General features: G+C 60.9%; 21 protein-coding genes. 13 read left to right on the top strand and 8 right to left on the bottom strand.

The features are described from left to right. The first annotated feature begins 35 nt into the window (after positions 1-35). Positions 36-2165, top strand: a complete 2130-nt coding sequence (locus ACZ0BA_RS22015) for a M3 family metallopeptidase (protein WP_463453301.1) — start codon at positions 36-38, stop codon at positions 2163-2165. Positions 2166-2183: 18 nt separating this feature from the next. On the opposite strand, the gene ACZ0BA_RS22010 is transcribed toward ACZ0BA_RS22015, so the two are convergent. From ACZ0BA_RS22010 to ACZ0BA_RS21975, 8 genes are all read right to left on the bottom strand, one after another. After that, positions 2184-3065 (bottom strand): hypothetical protein, encoded by an 882-nt coding sequence (locus tag ACZ0BA_RS22010; RefSeq protein ID WP_463453300.1) that lies wholly within the window; start codon positions 3063-3065, stop codon positions 2184-2186. Further along, the gene (locus tag ACZ0BA_RS22005) at positions 3062-3880 is read right to left on the bottom strand and encodes a hypothetical protein (protein WP_463453299.1); all 819 of its coding nucleotides are present in this window, start codon (positions 3878-3880) and stop codon (positions 3062-3064) included. The genes ACZ0BA_RS22010 and ACZ0BA_RS22005 overlap by 4 nt, the downstream gene beginning before the upstream one ends. Then, a complete protein-coding gene (locus ACZ0BA_RS22000; RefSeq protein WP_463453298.1) occupies positions 3877-4755 on the bottom strand; it encodes a hypothetical protein in 879 nt (292 codons plus the stop codon). Before ACZ0BA_RS22000 ends, ACZ0BA_RS22005 begins: the two co-directional genes overlap by 4 nt. Next, complete coding sequence (locus tag ACZ0BA_RS21995; protein ID WP_463453297.1) at positions 4752-5225, bottom strand: hypothetical protein; 474 nt, start codon at positions 5223-5225, stop codon at positions 4752-4754. Before ACZ0BA_RS21995 ends, ACZ0BA_RS22000 begins: the two co-directional genes overlap by 4 nt. Positions 5226-5561: 336 nt before the next feature. After that, positions 5562-6431 carry a hypothetical protein gene (locus tag ACZ0BA_RS21990; protein ID WP_463453296.1) on the bottom strand — a complete coding sequence of 290 codons (870 nt, stop codon included), beginning with the start codon at positions 6429-6431 and terminating at the stop codon, positions 5562-5564. Then, on the bottom strand, positions 6428-7150 hold the full coding sequence (locus ACZ0BA_RS21985; protein ID WP_463453295.1) for a hypothetical protein: 723 nt from the start codon (positions 7148-7150) through the stop codon (positions 6428-6430). Before ACZ0BA_RS21985 ends, ACZ0BA_RS21990 begins: the two co-directional genes overlap by 4 nt. Positions 7151-7246: 96 nt before the next feature. Continuing rightward, on the bottom strand, positions 7247-7693 hold the full coding sequence (locus tag ACZ0BA_RS21980; protein ID WP_463453294.1) for a hypothetical protein: 447 nt from the start codon (positions 7691-7693) through the stop codon (positions 7247-7249). Further along, complete coding sequence (locus tag ACZ0BA_RS21975; RefSeq protein WP_463453293.1) at positions 7690-8280, bottom strand: PAAR domain-containing protein; 591 nt, start codon at positions 8278-8280, stop codon at positions 7690-7692. Before ACZ0BA_RS21975 ends, ACZ0BA_RS21980 begins: the two co-directional genes overlap by 4 nt. Positions 8281-8437: 157 nt before the next feature. Here ACZ0BA_RS21975 and ACZ0BA_RS21970 point away from each other — a divergent pair, with 157 nt between their 5' ends. The 12 genes from ACZ0BA_RS21970 to ahpC all read left to right on the top strand — a co-directional run bounded on the left by ACZ0BA_RS21970 (position 8438) and on the right by ahpC (position 22938). Next, entirely contained in the window at positions 8438-8647 is a 210-nt protein-coding gene (locus tag ACZ0BA_RS21970) for a VF530 family protein (protein ID WP_463453292.1), read from the top strand. Between the two features lie 19 nt (positions 8648-8666). Then, a complete protein-coding gene (locus ACZ0BA_RS21965; protein WP_463453291.1) occupies positions 8667-8945 on the top strand; it encodes a DUF4404 family protein in 279 nt (92 codons plus the stop codon). Positions 8946-9180: 235 nt separating this feature from the next. Next, the gene (locus ACZ0BA_RS21960) at positions 9181-11562 is read left to right on the top strand and encodes a YgiQ family radical SAM protein (RefSeq protein WP_463453290.1); all 2382 of its coding nucleotides are present in this window, start codon (positions 9181-9183) and stop codon (positions 11560-11562) included. Between the two features lie 221 nt (positions 11563-11783). Continuing rightward, positions 11784-13232: an RCC1 domain-containing protein gene (locus ACZ0BA_RS21955; RefSeq protein ID WP_463453289.1), complete on the top strand. Its 1449-nt coding sequence runs from the start codon at positions 11784-11786 to the stop codon at positions 13230-13232. Between the two features lie 187 nt (positions 13233-13419). Next, entirely contained in the window at positions 13420-16191 is a 2772-nt protein-coding gene (locus tag ACZ0BA_RS21950; protein ID WP_463453288.1) for an EAL domain-containing protein, read from the top strand. 223 nt (positions 16192-16414) lie between these two features. Then, a complete protein-coding gene (locus tag ACZ0BA_RS21945) occupies positions 16415-17341 on the top strand; it encodes a DUF4123 domain-containing protein (protein ID WP_463453287.1) in 927 nt (308 codons plus the stop codon). Between the two features lie 18 nt (positions 17342-17359). Beyond that, the gene (locus ACZ0BA_RS21940; RefSeq protein ID WP_463453286.1) at positions 17360-20131 is read left to right on the top strand and encodes a T6SS effector BTH_I2691 family protein; all 2772 of its coding nucleotides are present in this window, start codon (positions 17360-17362) and stop codon (positions 20129-20131) included. Next, a complete protein-coding gene (locus ACZ0BA_RS21935; protein ID WP_463453285.1) occupies positions 20128-20850 on the top strand; it encodes a putative type VI secretion system effector in 723 nt (240 codons plus the stop codon). The genes ACZ0BA_RS21940 and ACZ0BA_RS21935 overlap by 4 nt, the downstream gene beginning before the upstream one ends. 46 nt (positions 20851-20896) lie before the next feature. Further along, positions 20897-21610, top strand: a complete 714-nt coding sequence (locus tag ACZ0BA_RS21930; protein WP_463453284.1) for a putative type VI secretion system effector — start codon at positions 20897-20899, stop codon at positions 21608-21610. A 56-nt stretch (positions 21611-21666) separates the two neighbouring features. Next, complete coding sequence (locus tag ACZ0BA_RS21925) at positions 21667-21858, top strand: TreTu family toxin (RefSeq protein ID WP_463453283.1); 192 nt, start codon at positions 21667-21669, stop codon at positions 21856-21858. 13 nt (positions 21859-21871) lie between these two features. Then, the gene (locus ACZ0BA_RS21920; RefSeq protein ID WP_463453282.1) at positions 21872-22183 is read left to right on the top strand and encodes an immunity protein TriTu family protein; all 312 of its coding nucleotides are present in this window, start codon (positions 21872-21874) and stop codon (positions 22181-22183) included. Between the two features lie 191 nt (positions 22184-22374). Further along, entirely contained in the window at positions 22375-22938 is a 564-nt protein-coding gene (ahpC, locus tag ACZ0BA_RS21915; protein WP_463453281.1) for an alkyl hydroperoxide reductase subunit C, read from the top strand. Positions 22939-22942 lie beyond the last annotated feature (4 nt).

The following is a 22942-nucleotide window of genomic DNA, read 5'->3' as shown; positions in this document are numbered from 1 at the left end:
GCGGGTTTAAAGCAATTTATATATCAAGGGATACCATGAATCGCACTAATTTGATCATCACCGCCGGCATCGCCGCGATTTGCGGCGTTGCCCACGCCGCGCAGCCGGCCTCGCTGCTGGCGGCGAGCAACCCGTTCGCCAAAGTGAGCCCGCTGCAATACGGCTACCCGCAATTCGACAAGATCAAGGACGACGACTACGCGCCGGCGTTCACCGAAGGCATGCGCCAGCAGGCGGCCGAGATCGAAGCGATCGCCAACAATAAAAAGCCGGCAACCTTTGACAACACCATCGTCGCGATGGAAAAATCGGGCCAGCTGCTGTCGCGCGTGTCCAGCGTGTTCGGCAACCTGTCCGGCGCCAACACCAACGACACCTTCAAGGCGCTGGAGCGCGAGCTGTCGCCGAAACTGGCCGCTCACAGCGACGCGATCCGCCTCAACGGCAAGCTGTACGCGCGCATCAAGTCGCTGTACGACAAACGCGACAAGCTGCACCTGGACGCCGAATCGAAATACCTGCTGGAACGCTACAACACCGACTTTGTGCGCGCCGGCGCCAAGCTGTCGGCCGCCGACAAGGACAAGCTCAAGGCGATGAACGCGGAGCTGGCCAAGCTGCAAACCACCTTCGCGCAGAACGTGCTGGAAGAGGCCAACGCCTCGGCGCTGATCGTCGACACCCGCGAGGAACTGGCCGGCATGAGTGACAAGGCGATCGACGCTGCCGCCATCGTCGCCAACAAACGCGGCCTGGAAGGCAAGTTCGCCATCCCGGTCGTCAACACCTCCGGCCAGGCCAACCTGTCCGTGCTGACCAACCGCGCCACGCGCGAACGCCTGATGGCCGCGTCGCTGACGCGCGGCAGCCATGGCGGCAAGTTCGACAACACGCAAGTGGTGCTGCAACTGGCCAAATTGCGTGCCGACAAGGCCGCGCTGCTGGGCTACCCGAGTTTTGCCGCGTACGCGCTGGAAGACCAGACCGCGCACGATCCGGAAGCGGTCAACAAGATGCTGTCCGAATTCGCCCGTCCGGCCGTCGCCAACGCGAAGAAGGAAGGCGCCGAGATCCAGCAGGTGATCGACAAGGAAAAAGGCGGCTTCCAGCTGGCCGCGCACGACTGGTCGTTCTACAGCGACAAGGTGCGCGCCGAGCGCTTTGCCTTCGACCAGAGCCAGCTCAAGCCGTATTTCGAGTTGAACAGCGTGCTGACCAACGGCGTGTTCTTCGCCGCAGGCAAGGTCTACGGCCTGACCTTTAAGGAGCGCAAGGATCTGCCGGTGTACAACCCGGACGTGCGCGTGTTCGACGTGTTCGACGCCGACGGCAAGCAACTGGCCATCTTCATCGCCGACTTCTACGCCCGCAGCAACAAGCGCGGCGGCGCCTGGATGAATGCCTACGTGTCGCAATCGTCGCTGATGGGCACGCAGCCGGTGGTCGCCAACCACCTCAACATTCCTAAGCCGAACGACGGCGAGCCGACGCTGCTGACCTACGACGAAACGCGTACGCTGTTCCACGAGTTCGGGCACGCGCTGCACGGCATGTTCTCGAACGTCAAGTACCCGCGCTTTGCCGGCACCCGCGTGCCGCGCGACTTCGTTGAGTTCCCGTCGCAGGTCAACGAGATGTGGTCGACCCAGCCGGAAGTGCTGGCCAACTACGCCAAGCACTACCAGACCGGCGCCGCGATGCCGCAGGAACTGCTCGACAAGGTGATCGCCTCGAAGAAATTCAACGAAGGCTTCCGCACCACCGAGTACCTGGCCGCATCGATCCTGGACCAGAAATGGCACCAGCTGGGCGCGTCGCAGATCCCGACCGACGTGCTGGGCTTTGAAGCGGCCTCGTTGAAGGCGGCCGGCGTCGATTACGCGCCGGTGCCGCCGCGCTACCGCACCACGTACTTCTCGCACGTGTTCTCGGGCGGCTATTCGGCTGGTTACTACGGCTACCTGTGGTCGGAGAAGCTGGACGCCGACACCGTCGAATGGTTCAACGAAAACGGCGGCATGCTGCGCAAAAACGGCGACTACTTCCGCAAGATGCTGCTGTCGAAAGGCGGCACGATGGACGCGATGGACATGTTCCGCGCCTTCCGTGGCCGCGACGCCAAGATCGAGCCGTTGCTGGAACGTCGTGGTTTGACCGAGAAGTAATACGGGCGGCAAGGCGGTTTATTCGCCTTGCCAGAACTCGTTGAGGTCGTCCTTGTAGTTCGCGTTAGGATAAACGGGCTGGCGTGCCGGGCGTTCGGGCATGGGGAAGTTGTGCTTACTCGTCCAGGCTCGGATGTCGGGGATCACGCCGGGTTTTTCACCGGCGGGGCATTCGTGCAGGCACAGCCACTGTTTGCCTTGCATGCCGATGACGGGCCTCGGACGGTCTTCGAACCGGGCCCAGCCCACCAGCTCGCCGATGAAGTTGCCGTGCTTGGAATAGGTGGTGACATCGATATAAGGTTGCTCCCGGCGATACAGCTGGGCAGTCCACTCGCGACAGCCGACGTTGCCGCGAGAGTCGTTTTTGTGCCAATACTTCTCGTATCGGTGCGAATCGATCGTTATGCATAGGGCAGGCGAGAAGCTAACATCACCCGGAATGCCTTGGTCCCATTCTCCAAAACTGTATGGTTTTGCATCGGGCTTGGCAGGTTGAATAAGAACGAACCTCAGGATGCCTGAGAGCTTACCAATGAATCGAGAAAATACCGCATCGTCGTTCAGTACGCGGCCCGTCCGATCGAAGGAAACCAGAGCGATTGCAACTGCGTTCGTTTTTGTAGGGACGATTTGTCTGATGTCGATGAATAGTTCTTCAACGTCATGATAAATGTAGTCTTTTCCTTGCTGCCCGTCCAAAGCATTGAAACGCTTCGACACCCCTATGCCTTCTGCCATGGACTTCTCGGAATCGATAAACAGGATATATCGCATGTCCCAAGGAATATCGAGCCATTCACGCGATGGGTTTCGTTGGTTTTCGGCTGGACTGGCTGCGAACGCCTTTGCCGCAAACGTCAATATCGCCAATGTGTAGGCTAATTTGTGCCGCTTCATAGGATTTTAGGTTCTTTCACAGTGAGGTGAAGATGATTTGCGTGCAGTTTTTCATTCGAGGTACTTTGCTCGTTCGCTTCTGGTAGGCGCTGATCTTCAGTGCTCATCTCCATGTACCAAGGATCGAACACCTGTTTTATCGAATGGTGTTTGTAAAGTCTGGTCCTAAGAGCACTCATCAATTCCGGTTCATTATTGTCGCGCTCGTTATCCCATACGCCTTTTGCCTCGGCTTGTACTTTCGCATTCTTTTTCTTATCCCCCGGTTCTTCGCCATTGGAATCCGCAGTCCCCCGCGTTTTCTGTTTCACGGCAAGGTACTCGGCGTATAGCTTCTTTTCGGCGTCGCTGACGTTTTCGTTCTTGCCCATACCAGTCAGCCCGACGCGGTTGATGCGCACCTTTTGAGTGGGGTTGGCGATGTGGATGACGTCGATTCCCAGCCCGGCCCGGTGCGCGATCGAGCCGAGCATCGGCCGCCAGCACGACGTCACCAGCATGTCGGTGATGCCCGCGTTGCAGGCCTCGGTGTACAGTGAAGCAAACGCACAAGGATGAGTGCGCGGCAGCACGTCGTCGAGCAGTGAACAAGCGGTGACATTGGCCCTGGCGTTTTCCGCATCGGCAAAGCGGACCCGCAGTTCCAGCCCCGGCGCGGAGTCGCTGGCGGGGATTTTGACCAGAACGCTGTTCTCCCGCAGTCCCGTGTAGATGGCGCGCACGGCTTGCCGCACAGCCGGTATCGTTTCCGGCGGCAGGGACGATAACGATGGTGGCCGACCAAAAAATAAATGCAAGCGGCGCTGAGGGCTCATTCGCCCTGCCAAAACTCGTTGAGGTCATCCTTGAAGTTCGCGTTCGGATAGACGGGCTGGCGTGCCGGGCGTTCCGGCATGGGGAAGTTGTGCTGGCGCGTCCAAGCGCGGATGTCGGGGATCACGCCGGGTTTTTCGCCTGCTGGGCACTCGTGCAGGCACAGCCACTGTTTGCCTTGCATGCCGATGACGGGCCTGGGACGGTCTTCGAACCGCGCCCAGCCCACCAGTTCGCCAATGAAGTTGCCGCGTTTGGAATAGGTGGTGATATCGATATAGGGCTGTTCCGGGCGATACAGTTGGGCGGTCCATTCGCGACAGCCAACGTTGCCGCGGTAGTCGTCTCTGCGCCAATCGGAGTCATACCGATGGGAATCCAACGCGCCGCATAAAGCCGGCGAGAAGCTGACATCGCCAGGAATTCCTTGATCCCAATCTGCGAACGCATAGGGTTTCGGCCCGGGCCTTTCGCTTTGGATGAGCACGAAAGTGTTGATTGCAGAGAGCTTTCCGATGAACCGTGAAAGGGCAATTGGGCCTAAAACTCTCCCGGTTTGATCGAACGAGATCAGAGCTGTCGCTATCGAGAAGGTTTTTGACGAAAGCACCTGTTTTGTCTCTGCAAACAACTCTTCGACATCATAGTAGACGTGATTGTTACCTTGCTTACCGTCCAAGAGATTGAAGTCCTTTGAAGCCGAGATACTTGCTTCCATATTCTTTTTGGTATTGATGAAGAGGACGTAGCGCACATCCCAAGGACGATCAAGCCATTCGCGTGAGGGTTGTCGCTCTTGTGAAGTCGTCGCAGCTAGAATTATGCATGGCGCGTATCCAATCGCCGAGAAGAGCATGAGTAGTTTAAAAATCTTCATAGGATCTTCGGTTCTTTAACAGTGACGTGGAGATGATTTGCATGCAGCGTTTCGTTTTTGCTGTGCTGCTCGTTTGGGGCTGGCGGGCTCCGGTCCCCCGTGTTTGCTTCCATGTACCACGGATCGAAAACCTGTTTTATTGAGCAGTGTTGCTGCAATCGACGGCGGAATGCATTAATGAGTTGTGGTTCGCTTTTCTCAAGCTCCTCTTGCCATTTTCTCTTCGCTTCTTTCTCGGTTTTTCTTTCCAGCGCCTTTTCTTTTTCTTGTTGGTCCGTGCCTAGTATTCCAGCGTCCATCGGTTTCGCAGCAACATACTCAGCGTATAGTTTTTTCTCTATGTCGCTGACGTTTTCGTTCTTGCCCGTGCCAGTCAACCCGACTCGGTTGATGCGCACCTTTTGAGTGGGGTTGGCGATGTGGATGACGTCGATTCCCAGCCCGGCCCGGTGCGCGATCGAGCCGAGCATCGGCCGCCAGCACTAGGTCACCAGCATGTCGGTGATGCCAGCGTTGCAGGCTTCCGTGAACAGCGACGCAAACGCGCAGGGATGGGTGCGTGGCAGCACGTCATCGAGTAGTGAACAAGCAATGATGTTCGCGCTGGCGTTTTCCGCCTCGGCAAAGCGGACCCGCAGTTCCAGCTCGGCGCGGAGTCGCTCGCGGCAATTTGACCAGAACGCTTTTCTCGCGCAGCCCCGCGTAGATGGCGCACACGGCCTGCCGCACAGCCGCTATAGTCTCCAGCTGCAGGGACGATAGCGATGGTGGCCGACCAAAAAATAGATGCAAGCGGCGCTGTGGGCTCATTCGCCCTGCCAAAACTCGTTGAGGTCGTCCTTGTAGTTCGCGTTAGGATAAACGGGCTGGCGTGCCGGGCGTTCGGGCATGGGGAAGTTGTGCTTACTCGTCCAGGCTCGGATGTCGGGGATCACGCCGGGTTTTTCACCGGCGGGACATTCGTGCAGGCACAGCCACTGTTTGCCTTGCATGCCGATGACGGGTTTGGGGCGGTCTTCAAAGCGTGCCCAACCTGCGATTTCGCCGATGAAATTGCCGCGTCTGGAGTAGGTCGTGATATCGATAAACGGCTGTTCGCTACGGTATAGCTGCGCCGTCCATTCGCGGCAACCGACATTGCCGCGATAGTCATTCCGGTTCCAGTCCGCGCCGTAGCGATGCGAGTCCAGAGTTGTGCAAAACGCCGGAGAGAAGCTGGCATCGCCCGGTATGCCTTGATCCCAGTCTCCGAATCTAAAGGGCTTTGCCGCAGGTCGATCAGGACGAATAAATACAAAACGGTCGATACTGGACAGCTTGGCAGCGAACTGGCTCATATTTAGAACACGACCCGTTTCATCGAATGTCATCAGTGCCGTTGCAATCGATACTGGGCGGGATGGAAAGACTTTTTTGGTTTGGGAGAACAGCTCCCTGCCGTTTAGATATACATAGTCATTCCCCTCCATACCGTCCGCTGCGTTAAAGCGTTTGGCGAAGTCAATATGCTCCGCCATATGCTTTGCAGTGTTGACGAACAGCACGTAGCGAATGCCCCAATCAAGATCGCGCCATTCACGCGAAGGCCGGCGCACTTCTGGCGTTGAAGCTTCAAGTGCCTCGCTTATAGTGCTCAGTAGTGCAAGAGATAAGAAGCAGAAGTAGTTGAACGTCATAGGATTTTGGGTTCTTTAACGGTGACATGCAGGTGATTGGCATGAAGCTTCTCATTTGGGCTACGCTGTTCGTTAGGGGTATGAAGATGATGATCGCGCGTGTTCACGTCCATATACCATGGATCGAAAACTTGTTTTACTGTTTGATGTTTCTCCAGTCGGGTGCGAAATTCATTCAATAGCGCCGGTTCGGTTTTCTTTCGTTCCTCGTTCCACATGTCCTTTGCTTCTTCCTCGTTGCCTGTTTTCTTAGACTCGTGATCCCGCTCTGGCTCATTGTCAGAGAGGGCATGCAGGTCTCGCTTCGCCGCAAGATACTCGCGGTATAGTTTTTTCTCCGCCACTCTTACGTTTTCGTTCTGGCCGGCACCGGTCAATCCCACCCGGTTGATCCGCACCTTTTGAGTGGGGTTGGCGATGTGGACGACGTCGATTCCCAGCCCGGCCCGGTGCGCGATCGAGCCGAGCATCGGCCGCCAGCACGACGTCACCAGCATGTCGGTGATGCCCGCGTTGCAGGCCTCGGTGAACAGTGACGCAAACGCACAAGGATGAGTGCGCGGCAGCACGTCGTCGAGCAGTGAACAAGCGGTGACATTGGCCCTGGCGTTTTCCGCATCGGCAAAGCGGACCCGCAGTTCCAGCCCCGGCGCGGAGTCGCTGGCGGGGATTTTGACCAGAACGCTGTTCTCCCGCAGTCCCGCGTAGATGGCGCGCACGGCTTGCCGCACAGCCGGTATCGTTTCCGGCGGCAGGAAGGCATTCGCTTCCGCCTCGCTATATTTGTGCGAGATCAGCTTCCAGATATCGCCCGTCTAACCCGCTGAATAGAAGTCGACCGGAGGACCGCCCGGCCGGTTGGGCGGGCGGTAGGCCGCCCTGCCAATCTCTGCGCGCACCTGGTGCTTTTGGCCGGGTTGTTCAACGATCTTGACCAGCACATCGTTGTCGCCCACTTGCACGGCGTAGACGGGGTGGCGGCGGAAATCGGGATGCACGTCGCTGTTGAGAAACAGGGCGATCTTGTCACCGGGGGCGGCCAGCAACGTGATTTTGCGGGTGGCGGCGGTCAGGCCGCCGGAAGCGCCCGCAGCCTCCTGCACTTTTCCATTGAGCGATACGCGGTAGGGCAGCGCCAGGTCGGCCTTGGTGGCGCTGGTATCGAATTCGTAGCAGACCTTGCGGCAGCCGCCGAGCGCGACTGTGGTGACAGTGCCCTTGACATCGAGTGCGCAGGTAGCTGCGGAAGCCGCTTCGGTCATTGCTTGCCTCCGCCTTTGTCAACGTCGCCGACGTCCTCCACTTCCCAGAAGAGTTGAACGGTTGCCGGATCGTGGCCCTTGATGGTCCTGGTACGGCCATCGCCGTCGGTGACGCCGCGCACGGTGCGCCCGTCGGACGTCACCATGCGGTAGGGTCTGTCCGCGACGGGTTGACCGGTTCGCTCGTCGACCGCGCGGAAGGTCGCGCTGTAGACAGCCGGTGGCGGTTCGGGCGCCGACACCGGCGCGGCGGCCTTCGAACCGTCCGGCGCCACGGCGGTTTGGCCATTCGCGCCACCATCACCGCCGCCACTGCCACTGCCGCCGTCGTCGATCACCATCTGGTTCTGCGTGGCGATCAGCTTCGCGCCGCAGGCGGTTTTCATGCCGTCCACCGCCGTGCCGATGCCGGCGTAGGTGTGGAAGTCGAGCCCCTCGGCAATGGGGAAGCTGCCTTTGCACTGGGGGCAGAACGTCATGTGGCCTTTTTGAGCGACCGCGCGACCGTTGGTTGTCACCAGCTCATTGCCTTCCAGGACCTTGCCGCCATGGCTGGTGGGATCGCCTTTGCAAATCACGGCGCGCATCATGATGATTCCTCCAAAAATGAAGGATTCACTGTAGACATGGCGCGGCGGGAGCGTCTTGACACGGCACAACTTAGCCGCAGACGGTATGTACGGGGGAAGCGAGAAATTTATGTCAAAATCGAGTCTGCACAGTTTTTACGAGTTAGACCGAACCATGAGTAATGAATTAAACGGCGTTACGCTGGAAGCCATCGTCACCCGTTTGCACAAGCATTACGGCTGGGAACAGCTGGCCCAGCGGATCGACATTAATTGCTTCATCAGCGATCCAAGCGTTAAATCCAGCCTGAAGTTTTTGCGCAAGACACCGTGGGCAAGGACCAAGGTCGAAGAGTTATACGTGACCACCAAATTTGCCGATTGAACAACGAGGGATACGCATCATGGACAGTAATCTGAAAACATCGCTCAAAACCCTGCAGGCCAACCTGGCCAACGCCGGCCCGGTCGACGCCGAATTGCAGGAATTGCTGGTGCAGCTCGATGGCGACATCCAGGCGCTGATCGAGCGCGGCAAGGAGGAGCAGCCGGACGGCGGCACCACCACTTACGGCCTGGCCGAGCGCTCGCAGGAAATCTCGGCCAAATTCGCCGCCGAACATCCGAAACTGGAGCCGGCGCTGCGCGAACTGGGCCGGATGCTGTCCAATATCGGCGTTTAACGCCGCTCAACCCTTGGCGCCGCCCGCCCGGGCGGTGCGCAAGCGCCATCGTTTATCGTCCGGTAATACTGGCGCTTTCGTCACAAGTTGTTGAATACTAAAAGAATTTTCCGCGCCCCGTGAGCGGAGGGATGGCATTTCCGGTACAATGCTGTCCGATATGATCTCCCCTACCAATTTATTTGCGACCGTCCCGAAGCGGTCTGCCCGCGCTGCTGCCGCGCCTTTCCTGCCGATGTCCCGCGCCGAGATGGACGCGCTCGGCTGGGACGAGTGCGACGTGATCCTGGTCACCGGCGACGCCTACATCGACCATCCGAGCTTCGGCATGGCGCTGGTCGGCCGCCTGCTGGAGGCGCAAGGCTTCCGCGTCGGCATCATCAGCCAGCCCGACTGGACCTCGGCCGAGGCGTTCCGCGCGCTTGGCAAGCCGCGCCTGTACTACGGCATCACCGCCGGCAACATGGATTCGATGGTCAACCGCTACACGGCCGACCGCAAAATCCGCTCGGACGACGCCTACACCGCCAACGGCGAGCCGAACAAGCGGCCCGACCGCGCCGTCACCGTCTACGCCCAGCGCGTGCGCGAAGCCTTCCCCGGCACGCCGGTCGTGATCGGCTCGATCGAGGCGTCGCTGCGCCGCATCGCCCATTACGACTACTGGTCCGACAAGGTGCGCCGCTCGGTGCTGACCGATTCCAAGGCCGATCTGCTGATCTTCGGCAATGCCGAGCGCGCGCTGGTCGATCTGACCCACCGCATGGCCGCCGGCGAGGACATCAAGACCATCCGCGACCTGCGCGGCACCGCCTTCATGGTGCCGGCCGGCTGGCTGCCGAGCGAGGAATGGGGCGTCAACAACAGCACCCGCATGGATACGCCTGGCAAGGTCGACCCGCATGTCGATCCTTATATGATGGTGCAGCAGAACACGTCGTCGTGCGCCACCGAGAACGGCGGCGCCAAGGCGGCAGGTGCCGAGGCCGAAGTCAACGAGGCCATGGTCGAACCCAAGCCTCAGCCGGCCGCACCGGTCGAGGTGGTCAAGACCATCCGCATCATGAGCCGCGAAGAGCGCCAGGCGATGGAAAAGGAAAAGCACCACAAGACCGTGGTGCGGCTGCCGTCGTACGAGACCGTCAGCGCCGATCCGGTGATGTACGCGCACGCCTCGCGCGTGTTCCACCTGGAATCGAATCCAGGCAACGCCCGCGCCATGGTGCAGGCGCACGGCGAGCGCGACGTGTGGATCAATCCGCCGCCGCTGCCGCTGCGCATGGACGAGATGGACGGCGTCTACGACATGAACTACGCGCGCGCGCCGCATCCGTCGTACGGCAAGGCGCGCATCCCGGCGTGGGAAATGATCCGTTTCTCGGTCAACATCATGCGCGGCTGCTTCGGCGGTTGCACGTTCTGTTCGATCACCGAGCACGAGGGCCGCATCATCCAGAGCCGCTCGGAGCCGTCGATCCTGCGCGAGATCGAACATATCCGCGACAAGACCAAAGGCTTCACCGGCACCATTTCCGACCTGGGCGGGCCGACCGCCAATATGTACCGCCTGGCTTGCAAGGACCCGAAGATCGAGGAGTCGTGCCGCCGCCTGTCGTGTGTGTACCCGTCGATCTGCGTCAACCTCGGCACCGACCACAGCAAGCTGATCTCGCTGTACCGCAAGGCGCGCGCCATTCCAGGCGTCAAGAAGATCCTGATCTCGTCGGGCCTGCGCTACGACATCGCCGTGCGTTCGCCGGAATACGTCAAGGAACTGGTCACGCACCACGTCGGCGGCTTGCTGAAGATCGCGCCCGAGCACACCGAAGAAAATACGCTGTCGAAGATGATGAAGCCGGGCATCGGCGCCTACGACGAGTTCAAGGAAATGTTCGACCGTTTCTCCCTGGAGGCCGGCAAGAAGCAGTACCTGATTCCGTACTTCATCGCCGCTCACCCGGGCACGACCGATCTGGACATGCTGAACCTGGCATTGTGGCTGAAGAAGAACAACTTCAAGCTCGACCAGGTGCAGACCTTCATGCCGACGCCGATGGCGATGGCCACCACTATGTATCACACGCGCAAGAATCCGTTGCGCAAGGTGACGGCCGATTCGGAAAACGTCGAGACGGCGCGCAGCGGCAAGATCCGCCGCACGCACAAGGCCTTCCTGCGCTACCAGGACCCGGAGAACTGGCCGATCCTGCGCGAGGCGCTGGTGGCCATGGGCCGGGGCGACTTGATCGGCAACGGCGACAAGCACCTGATTCCGAGCTGGTCGGCAGGCGAGGCGACCAGCAACCCGAGCACCGACGGCCGCCGTGGCCCGGCCTCTGCGCTGCCGCTGCCCGGCGCTGCCGCCAAGGGCAAGGGTGGCAACGCGGGCGCCAAGTCGGGCATCGTGGCGTCGGCCTCGGCCCAGGCGCAACAGCGCGGCCAGGGCCAGCGCGCCAATGCGCTGACCGGTTCGCTCACGGCGCGCCAGTCGCTCGAAACCAAGGTGCGCGCGTCGATCCTCGACACCATCAAGGTCAAGAAGCCGGCGGCATCGGCCCCGGTCAAGGGCGGAAAACCGGCGCGTGCACCCGTCGGCGCCCCGCGCGGTCGCAAGTAGGCCGCATCAGCGCTTCGAAAAGCAGATACATCGGATGTGTCTGCTTTTTTTTCGCCTGTTCGTAGCGGAAATGTTGCTAACAAGTTGAATCGGTCAAATTGCACGGCTAATTCGGTCCTGCTCCAGCGATGCGGCCGATGCGCATACGACTACACTGGTTGAGGATGGCTGTCATCTCCGGCGGCCGGCAACGCAGACTTTCACTGTGAAACTGGAACATCATGAAAAATTTTAAATTCTCGTCCCTGCTGCACGTACCGATGGTCGCCCTGCTGGCGGTATTGGCAGCCTGCGGCGGCGGTGGTGGCGGTGGCGACTCGGCGGCCACGCCACCGGCGTCCAGCACGCCGACCTTGCGCAGCATCGCCATCACGGTGCCCGGCAACGCCACCACGATCGCGGTGGGCACCGCGCCCAAGACGCTGGTCGCGACCGGCAGCTATTCGGACGGCACCACCAAGCCGCTGACGGCAGCAGGCGGCCTGATCTGGGCGCCGACCAGCGGCAAGGTGCTGGCGGTCGCGACCAACGGCGCGCTGACGGCCAAGGCGGTGGGTACCGAAAACGTCACGGCCACGGTCGACACCGTGGTCGGCACCCTGGCCATCACGGTCACGGCGCCCTGGATGAACGTCGCCGCCGGCGGCTACCAGACCATCGCCCGCAAGGCCGACGGCAACCTCTACAGCTGGGGCTCGAACATCAAGGCGCAGTTGGGCGACAGCACCACGATCGACCGCAACGCGCCGGTACTGGTGGCCGGCGCCAGCCCGACCTGGAAACAAGTGGCCGTCGGCGACCAGTTCGCCGTGGCGATCCGCAATGACGGCACCCTGTGGGCGTGGGGCTACAACCAGGACGGCCAGCTGGGCGACGGCACCCAGATCAACCGCACCGTGCCGACCCAGATCGGCAGCGCCAAGGATTGGGCGGTGGTGGCGGCCGGCAAGGCCCACGTGCTGGCGCTGAAGGTCAACGGTAACCTGTACGCATGGGGCCGCAACGATAAGGGCCAGCTCGGCGACGTCACCCTGACCGGCAATCGCACCGCGCCGGCCAAGATCGGCGTGTTGTTGTGGGCGTCCATCGCCGCCGGTGATACCCATTCGCTGGCGATCCAGCGCGATACCAACGACTTGTACGGCTGGGGCGGCAATGCGAGCGGCCAGGTCGGCAACGCCAGCCGCACCGACGTGACCGCGCCGGCCAAGATCGGCACGCTCAAGTACACCTCGGTGGCGGCCGGCGCATTGCACTCGACGGCCATCACCACCTCCGGCACGCTGTATGCGTGGGGCCAGAATACCTATGGCCAGCTGGGCACTGGCACGCTGACCGACGTCACGGCGCCGGTGCAGATCGGCACCGACGGCAACTGGTCGCAGATGTCGGCGGGCGCGCAGCATACCGTCGGCCTGCGCAACGATGGCACCCTGTGGAGCTGGGGCGCGAACACCGAAGGCCAGCTGGGCACCGGCGGCGCCGATTCGCTGGTGCCGCTGCAACTTGGCACCGGCGCCAACTGGAAATCCGTCACCTCCGGCATGGCGCACAGCTTCGCGCTGAAATCGGACGATACGCTGTGGGGCTGGGGCCGCAACGTGGAAGGCCAGCTGGGCAACGGCAAGAACGCCCCGTACGCGGCTGTGCCGGTCAACGTGCCAAACTAGGCGGCAAACCAGGCTGCAACGCAGCTTATAACGTCCGGCGCCGCCATCGGTTGGCGCCGGCGGACGACGGACGGCAGGCGCAAGCCTGGCCGTCCGTTGCTTTTTTGTACTGAAAACATGTCATAAAGCACGAAGAAGGGTGCGGAGCGGCTACAATTTGCCTAGCTCTTTCGCTCCAGGACCCCTAGTGCCATCCCGCTCACGCGCCATCCTTTGCGCCATCCTCTCTTTCGTTGTGTTGTTATCGGCCGCCGCGCCGGCCGTCGCGCAGGACAAGGTCACGCTGCGGCTCAAGTATCTGCACCAATTCCAGTTCGCCGGCTATTACGCAGCGCTCGAGCAGGGCTATTACCGCGACGCCGGACTCGACGTGCGCATCCTCGAGGCTGCGGACGGCAACGAAGCCGAGCGCGACGTCTTGTCCGGCAAGGCCGAGTACGGCGTGGCCGGCAGCAGCCTGTTGCTGGCGCGGTTGGCCGGCAAGCCGGTGGTGGTGCTGGGCGTGGTGTTCCAGCATTCACCATACGGGCTGGCGATGCGCCAGTCCGGCGGCGAGCCCGACATCCGCCGCGTGATCGGCAAGCGGGCGATGATCGGCTCGCTCACCGACGAAGCCGGCAACGCCGACGAATTGCTGGCCTACCTGGCCAAGGAGGGCGTGCCGGTCGGCAGCGTGCAGCGTCTCGCGCCGAGCTTCGATCCGCGCGACCTGATCGAGGGCCGGGTCGACGCCATGGCCGTCTACACCACCAACGAACCCGACATGTTCGACCGGGTCGGCTTTCCGTACGATATCTACAGCCCGCGCGCGGTCGGCATCGACTTCTACGGCGACAACCTGTTCACCAGCGAGCGCGAGATCGCCAGCCACCCGGAGCGGGTGCGCGCCTTCCGCGCCGCCAGCATGCGCGGCTGGCAATGGGCGATGAGCCATCAGGAGGAGACGGTCGACCTGATCCTGAGCAAGTACACGCGCCGCAACGACCGCCAGCATCTGCTGTACGAGGCGCGCCAGATGGTCGGGCTGGTGCAGCCGGTAATGGTCGAGATCGGCTACATGAACCCGGAGCGCTGGCGCCACATCGCCGACGTCTACGCCGGGCTTGGCATGCTGCCCAAGGCGGTCAGCTTCGACGGTTTCCTGTACGACGGCGACGGCAAGCGCGGCAGTCTGGTGTGGTTGTACCGGGTGCTGGGCGCGGTCGCGCTGGCGCTGGTGCTGGCGGCGGCCATCCACTTCAGCCTGCTGGCGCGCGAACGCAAGCGCGCGCTCGACGCCATCCGCAAGGGCGAGCAGCGCTTTCGCACCATGTTCGAGGCCTCGCCGCTGGGCATCGCGCTGATCGATTCGGTCAGTTACGAATACCGCGACCTCAATCTGCGCTACCTCGACATCGTCGGCCGCTCGCAGCAGGAACTGCGCGCCGGCAAGTGGCTCGACATCGCCGACCCGGACGACGCCGCCCACATCAAGGCGCAGATGGCGCAGCTGATGGCGGGGCAATCGACCGGCTTCAAGGCCACCAGCCGCCTGCTGCGGCCGAACGGTGACCTCACCTGGGTCGACATGTCGATCACCGTGATCGAGACCGAGGCCGCCAGCCAGCCGCATCACCTGTGCATGATCGAGGACGTCACGGCCAAGAAGCAGAGCGAGACGCTGATCTGGCAGCAGGCCAACTTCGACGCCTTGACGCAGCTGCCCAACCGCCGCATGTTCCACGACCGGTTGGCGCACGACATTGTGGTCTGCCAGCGCGAGCGCTCCAGCCTGGCCGTGCTGTTCATCGACCTCGACCACTTCAAGGAGGTCAACGACACGCTGGGCCACCATCAGGGCGACATATTGCTGGTGGACGCGGCGCGCCGCATCAGCGCCTGCGTGCGCAAGTCCGACACCGTGGCCCGGCTCGGCGGCGACGAGTTCACCGTGATCCTGTCGACCTTGGGCCAGACCGACGGCGTCGAGCGCATCGCGCAGCAGATCCTCGACAGCCTGCGGGCGCCGTTCGCGCTGGGGCAGGAGCAGGCGTTCGTGTCGGCCAGCATCGGCATCACCTTGTACCCGGACGATGCGCTCGACATCGGCGACCTGCTCAAGCACGCCGACCAGGCCATGTACGCGGCCAAGGACGCCGGACGCAACCGCTACAGCTTCTTCACGCCGGCCCTGCAGGTGGCCGCGCTGAACCGCATGCGCCTGACCAACGACCTGCGCGCCGCGCTCGCCGGCGAGCAGTTCGCGCTGTATTTCCAGCCGATCGTGCACCTCGAGAGCGGGCGTATCCACAAGGCCGAAGCGCTGATCCGCTGGAACCACCCGCAGCGCGGCATCGTCAGTCCGCTCGAGTTCATCCCGCTGGCCGAGGCGAGCGGCTTGATCTGCGGCATCGGCGATTGGGTGTTCCGCGAATCGGCGCAATGGGTACGACGCTGGCGGCGCGAGCATGATCCGGATTTCCAGGTCAGCATCAATCAGTCGCCGCTGGAGTTCCAGCGCGAGGACGGCTGCTACGGAGGCTGGCTCGACCATCTGCGGGCGCTGGATCTGCCGGGGCAGTCGGTGGTGGTGGAAATCACCGAAGGCCTGCTGCTCGACGCCAATGCCGCTGTCAGCGACAAGCTGCTGCAGTTGCGCGACGCCGGCATCCAGGTCGCGCTCGACGATTTCGGCACCGGCTATTCGTCGCTGTCGTACCTGAAGAAATTCGACATCGATTATCTGAAGATCGACCGCTCCTTCACGCGCAACCTGGCGGCCGACTCGAGCGACATGGCCTTGTCGGGCGCCATCATCGTCATGGCGCACAAGCTGGGGCTGAAGGTAATCGCCGAAGGCGTCGAGACGCCCGAGCAGCGCGACCTGCTGGCCGCCGCCGGCTGTGATTACGGGCAGGGCTACCTCTTCGCCAAGCCGATGCCGGCCGAGCAGTTCGGCCGGTTTTTGCGAAATGGGTGAGCCGATTTCAATCGGATCGGTCTTGCCTCGTTCAGCTAACTGAGGTGTAATGCCGGGATTCATGGTAATTTATCAATTTCCACAACGTTACAACTCTTGAGGCCCGAGTCATGGTTGCCGTGTTCGACAGTTTGAATCAGGGGCGCATCCGGTGCGCTGACCGCGATGCGGTGCAGGTCAGCTTGGACGCGCACGCCGTCCGGGCCGGCGTGCGGGTGCCGTAATGGAAGATTGGGAGCTGTCTTTACAGGCTCTGCACAAGTTGTTGCTGGAGGTGTCGGACGACACCTGCCTGTTGTGGGTCAATCCGGCCCAGGGCGATCCGTTCAAGGACGATGCGCTGGCGCGCGAGCGGCGCGTGGTGGTGCCGATCTCCCATCCGCGCTTCGACCTGCGTTTTGCAACGTATCTTTTGCCGCTGACTTTGCATCGCTACGCGGACGCCGATATTTTCAAGCGCAGCGTGCAACTGGCGTGGCAATCGTGGAGTATCGACAGCCTCAATTTCGCCAATGGGCAAGCGATCGGCGGCTGGGTGGTGACACCGCGCCCGGCGGCGGAACTGGCGCGGCACTGGGCCGATCATTGCCATCTCCATCTGCGTGGCGGCCTGTCAAAACTGTTGCGCTTTCACGATCCCGGCGTGCGCGAATGGCTGTGGCCGACCCTGAGCACGGCGCAACGGCGGCAGTTGCTGGGCCCGGCGACGACTTTGATAGGCTTCGACCGCCAGCAACGCTTGATGTTTCACGAGATCGACGGCGGCGACCCCGCCGCGGATGCCACCGCCCGGCTGACGCTCGATGCGCAGCAATGGGCCCAGGTCGACGATTACGCGGCACTGCATGCCGCCTGGCTGCAATGGCGTCAGACGGCGTCACCGGGACCGGCGGATGAGTCGCCCGCATGGCGCGCACCGGCGGTTTTCGGCGCGCTCGGCCACGCAAGCGGCCACGGCATCCACGATCCGCAGGACCGGGAGCTGTTCGCCCTGCACGCATTGCAGCTGGGCGCCGATTTCCACACCGACGAGCGCTTGCAGCCGGTGTGGAAGCTGACCTCCGCCGGCGAATTCTACGGTGGCGCCGTCGAGAGTGTCACCCAGCATGCGGCCGACCAGCTGCACCGGTACTTATCGCACCAATCATAGATAGCGTCTTTTACACTTATGGCTTGCTCCAACCCTCAGAATCCGAACTGCCCCAATTGCAACAAGAACGGATTGGCGATATTGCCGGTCCGCTACGCGGTGGTGGCCAACACGGTCGCGGCGGAATTGCCCGCGGGCTTAGGCAACAAGGTCACCGACGTCAAACTGGCGCATCACAAATACGCGCTGCGCACGCTGCGCGAGGGCTTTTTGTACGTGCTGCACGAAAAACATCCGCGTGGCAGCCAGGTGAAGTGGGAGGTGTACGCGGTCTCGCCGGCGGGCACGTTGTGGAAGCAGTTGTCGCCGGCCGCGCTGGCGTCGGTAACGGAAGAACCGACCTGCTCGCGCAACGGCCACAATATTCCCGCCTCCGTGTTTAGCCTTGAAAAGCCTGAGAAATGCGCCAAGGTCTGGCTGGCTTTCTCGGAACACGCCTGGAGCGAAGAGACGTTCAAATTGTACGAGACCGACAACACCGCGCGCGAGCGGCGCATGCAAACCTTCCTGCCGGCTACCTGGATCAAGGCACGCGGTTACCGTCACGGCCTTGAGGCCACCAAGGAAAATGTGGAGAAGGTGATCGAATACGATCCCAAATTCGCGCCGTCGACGCTGGCGGGGAAACCCGTCGGCGCGATCAGTAAAGAGAACGGCGGCCACGACGAGCAACTATTGTTGATGCAGACTTCGCGCTATCCCATGCACGTCCGGCGCGGACTAAGCCAGCCAGTGTGCGATGTGATGGCGCAAACCGGCATGGTCGACGGCCAGCAGAAAAACGCACCGCTGGTCATCGCGCTGTGGGATTCGGTCGGCATCGCCCACGAACTGAACGGCTACCGCAACGATGCCGCAGGCTGGGTCGAGCAATACGGCAAGGAGCGCGAGCTGGAGATTACCACCCTCAACAACATCGAGGGCGTGAAGACAGCGCTGGAAAAGCGTGCGACCGACAGCGAGCTGGCGCGGCAGAAACGCATCCGGTCCATCATGCCGATCGAGGGCACCGCCGGCAGACGGGCCAGGGCGCTCACCTTGGCCGAGCCGCTGCGCAGCCAGGAGCTCGAAGTGTGCGATATCCTGGATGACTGGCGGGCGCGCGAGATTCCCTCGGACTACGCGACCAAGCTCAATGCGACTGGCCGCTATAAAGGCGTGGAACGCGCCGCTCAAATCCGCAGCTTGCGCGCTGAGGTCGATGCTTTTGCGGCGCAACGCGAACAGAACGGCAAGAACCTGGTCGATAAGCGCACCAGCGGCGCCTGGCCGAAGTATGAGGAAAAATTTAAAGACGGCGCGTATAAGGCCTTCAAGAACAAATACGACACCTTCAGCGCCAGCGCGGATAAGCTCATCGATCAGCGCACCGACGACCTGCTGGCCTGGCTCGAATCCAAGTACCTGTTGAATGCGCTGAGCGAATATAGTCCGAAAAACCTCGACGACGGCTTAAGGTTCGAGGACGCCGTCGGCGATATGATCTTTGGTATCAACTCCAGCAAGAACGGCGTGAAGAAAATCGCAGCCTGGGTCGCCGATGCGAAGGTGACCGAGGAAAACCTGGTGTGGCGCACGATCGCCTCGAATCAGGACATGGGCAAGGACGACCTCAACAACGCGTTGGCGGCGGCCATGTCGTACAAGGACGTGCCGCTGACGGAAGCGGCGCTCAAGTCGGCCAACGACAATCTGAAGTACGTGGCGAAGTTCTCGGACTTCGCCAAGAAAAGCCTGGGACTGCATAACACGTTGCGTAAAGAAGGCGTGAAACCGGTTAGAACGGCGGGCATCGAGAAATTGTTCATGACCGTCGGGAACATTTTTTACAAGCCCTTTCTGGCGAAAGCGGCCGATACGTTGGGCGAGAAATTCGTTCAAAGCCTGTTGTTTGCCAAAGTGGGCAAGGATTACTCAGTCATTGCCAATTTGTTGGTCGCGGAGGCAAGACACGGCGGTGCTGCCCGGACAGAGATGCTGTTTCTCATGGGCGCCGCGAACTCGGCCGTCTCGAAGCGCTACACGGCGCTGAGCGACGCCTGGAAAAAACTGGCCGAGAACGCCGAGATACCGAAGACCAATAAACTGCCCGAATTGGCCGGGGGCTTTAATGAAGCGCTGGATATCCGATTTGCCATGGTGGCCACAGTCTTGCAGGGCTTGTTGGTGCTAAAACTTTCGCACGATGCCAGCAAGGATCCGAACAACCATAAGCTGAAATCGGAACTGTTGGGCGCTCAGTTCTCGTTGGGCGCAGCGGTGCTGGATCTGGGGGCGACTGTTATCAAAGGCTTGCACACTGCCAAGGACACCGCGTTCAGCTTCCAGGCGCTCAAGGTCGCCGGCGGCGGGCTCAGCGTCGTTGCAGGCTTCATCGCCGCTAGCAATGATTTCGCTTCCGCCGACAAGGCCACGGATACGCAAGTCGCCAGCATGTACAAAGCCAAAGCGTATGCCAACATCATCTCCGCTACCTGCTCCGGATTCGCAACGCTGTCTTACGCTCAGCCGGCGTTTAAGTTGCTGGGCGAGCGGTTCCCCGCCTCGATGGTGGCACGTTTCGCAGCAGGCCGGATGACATCCCTGCTTGCGTGGCGTGCGCTATTGATGCTGGGCGGTCTGGGCTTCGGCGTGGCCGTGCTGGCGATTCAATTGGCGATCTGGTACTACACCGACGACGAGCTGCAGAAGTGGTGCGAGGAGACGCCGTTCGGAACCCGACCGCAGAAACATACGGCGGAGGTGCAGATGAAGAACTTCCAACATGCCCTGACCCAGGTATTGCAATGAGCCAATTGAAGAAAATCATCGGCGTGGTCGAGAACCTTCGCATCGAAAAAGGCTATCAGGACCTCGTTTTGAGCGAAGCGGACACGCAATTTGCCGGGGCGGCTGCGGTGGGGGCGGCGGCCATGGGCCAGGTCGCCAGTGCGACGGTTTTGAGCACCGCCAGCGGCGGCGCCGAGGTCGGCATGGATTTCTTCGCCTGCACCGTCGATGGCATGGCCCTGCGCGGCGCCTTCCATAAGGTGGAATTCGCCAACGGCGACCAGATTGAATTCGTCGTGGAACCAGAGGCCGATTTTTATGCGGTGCATGCCGCCAGAAGTCCCACCGCGCGCATGCTGTGGATGCAGCCGCACCAGATACGCGGCATCAGCGCGCAGAAAGCTTGCGATATCAGGTGGAGCCTGATGTATCCCTCGCTGGCGGTGGTCGGGATTGCCATCGCGGAGTTTTTCCGCAACGGCGGCCTTAGCACTGGAAAATTTGATGTCGACCTGATGCTCTACGCGATCATGTTTTTTATCACCCTTGTGATCACCGTCTGGATACGCTGGCGTTTCCGAGGGTTTGCGCACCAGGCCACGGAGGTCCTGCGCGCTTTCGGCTATGAACATCCGGAAGATGTAGATCTGAACCGAGTACACAAGCAGGCTCAGAAAGCTTTGGCTGCCGCCACCGGTAAATTGCCGCCGCTGGTCAGTGCATGGAGCTACCGTTATTAACCGTCCCTCGGCGAGGATTGTTGATGGTATGGCAATACATCATCACATGGAAAAAATCAGCGGCGTGGTTGAAAATCTACGCATCGAAAAAGGTTATCAAGACTTGATTTTCAACAAAACCGATAGTCAGGTTGCCGGCGTCGCCGCCGTCGGTGCCGCAGCGCTGGGCCAGGCCGCCAGCGCAACAGTATTGGGCAACGCCAGCGCGGGCGCCGAGGTCAGCATGGATTTCTTCGCCTGCACGGTCAATGGCATGTCCCTGCGCGGCGCATTCCACAAGGTTGAATTCCTCAATGGAGACCAGATCGAATTTGTGATCGAACCCGAAGGCGATTTTTTTATCGTGCATGCCGCCAGAAGTCCGGCCGCGCGCATGATTTGGATGTCGCAGCATCAGATACGCGGCATCAACGCGCAAAAAGCTTGCGATATCAGGTGGTGCATTGTGTATCCGTTGCTGTCCATGCCGGCCTCGATCGTTGTGCTGTTTTTGCTCGCCGGCGATTCGGACATGCCCCCTCTTTCGCTCCAGTTGGCGAACTGCGCGGGAATGTTTTTGATTACCTTCGGCATCACAGTCTGGATTCGTTGGCGTTTCCGCGGCTTCGCCCACCAAGCCACCGAGGTCCTGCGCGCTTTAGGCTATGAAAATCCGGAAGATGTAGACCTGAACCAGGTACACAAGCAGGCTCAAAAAGCCTTGGCTGCCGCCACCGGCACTTTGCCGCCGCTGGTCAGCGCGTGGAGCTACCGCTACTGACTCCTGATGAGTGACTGGACTGGGAACAAGTCTATGTCAGGTCAGAGACCTGATCCGTGGGGCGGACCGGCGACGTTTACGTCGAGTTCGACGTGCCAGAGGAATGTGTGCGGGTCACCGGTTCCGGCTGGGCCAAGATAATCGGGCCGCAGTCGCTTGAAGGCCGGAGAGCCGCTCGCAATGGTTTGCCGCCTCGCAAAATGCCACATGCCAGCAATATTCGGCACCTGGCTAGCAAACCTCTTTGACGGAGGTACTCAAATGTTGAATACTTTTCACTATTGCGCAAAGGAAACTATCCCCAGTCTGCCTGCCGGAGTGGTGGCCTACTTCACCCCGGGCACTGCGTCAGGAAACACGTCCGCCAGAATCGATTTCGACGCTCCTGTACGCATGGGACGTATTACTTGCTGGGACAGCGGTGATTTCTATGCCGAAATCCTGGATACGGAGTCCGGACAGAACATCCTGGAGCGGCACGGAAAGGTTGACTCTATTGCTGGCCTCAGCGCTTTGTTGGGATCATTTCTTGAAGCGCTAAATCCATCGCATGACCAGACGGTCGCGATGTAGGACGCCAAATCGCCTTCTACGTTAGGCGCCCGCTACGCGCGTCGCCCCGCCGGAACGACGATAATAGCTATCCCATATGCCTGCGTCATAGTTAAAACAAATTGAAACTATTGGAACAATCAATTTTGCATATGGGCCAAAAAGCCGTACACTGGCGTCTCAATGATTCACAACCCAACGAGGAAACCACAATGTCCCTGATCAATAGCCAAATCAAACCATTCAAAGCAACCGCTTACGCGAACGGCAAGTTCATCGACGTGAGCGATGAATCCCTGAAGGGCAAATGGGCCGTTCTGATGTTCTACCCAGCCGACTTCACCTTCGTGTGCCCAACCGAACTGGAAGACCTGGCCGATCACCAGCCTGAATTCGCCAAACTGGGCGTGGACGTCTACGGCGTGTCGACCGACACCCACTTCGCGCACAAAGCATGGCACGACACCTCGGACGCGATCAAGAAAGTGAACTACCCGCTGATCGGCGACCCGACCGGCACCCTGTCGCGCAACTTCGAAGTCATGATCGAAGAAGAAGGCCTGGCACTGCGCGGTACCTTCGTCATCAATCCGGAAGGCCAGATCAAAGTGATGGAAGTGCACGACAACGGCATCGGCCGCGACGCGTCGGAACTGCTGCGCAAAGTCAAAGCCGCCCTGTACGTCGCTTCCCACCCAGGCGAAGTGTGCCCAGCGAAATGGACCGAAGGCGCAGCGACCCTGACCCCATCGCTGGACCTGGTCGGCAAGATCTAAGTTG

This window comes from Duganella sp. AC917, from assembly GCF_979258245.1.
Note: the sequence above shows the minus strand (reverse complement) of the source record. Positions and strands in the feature narration are given on the sequence as shown.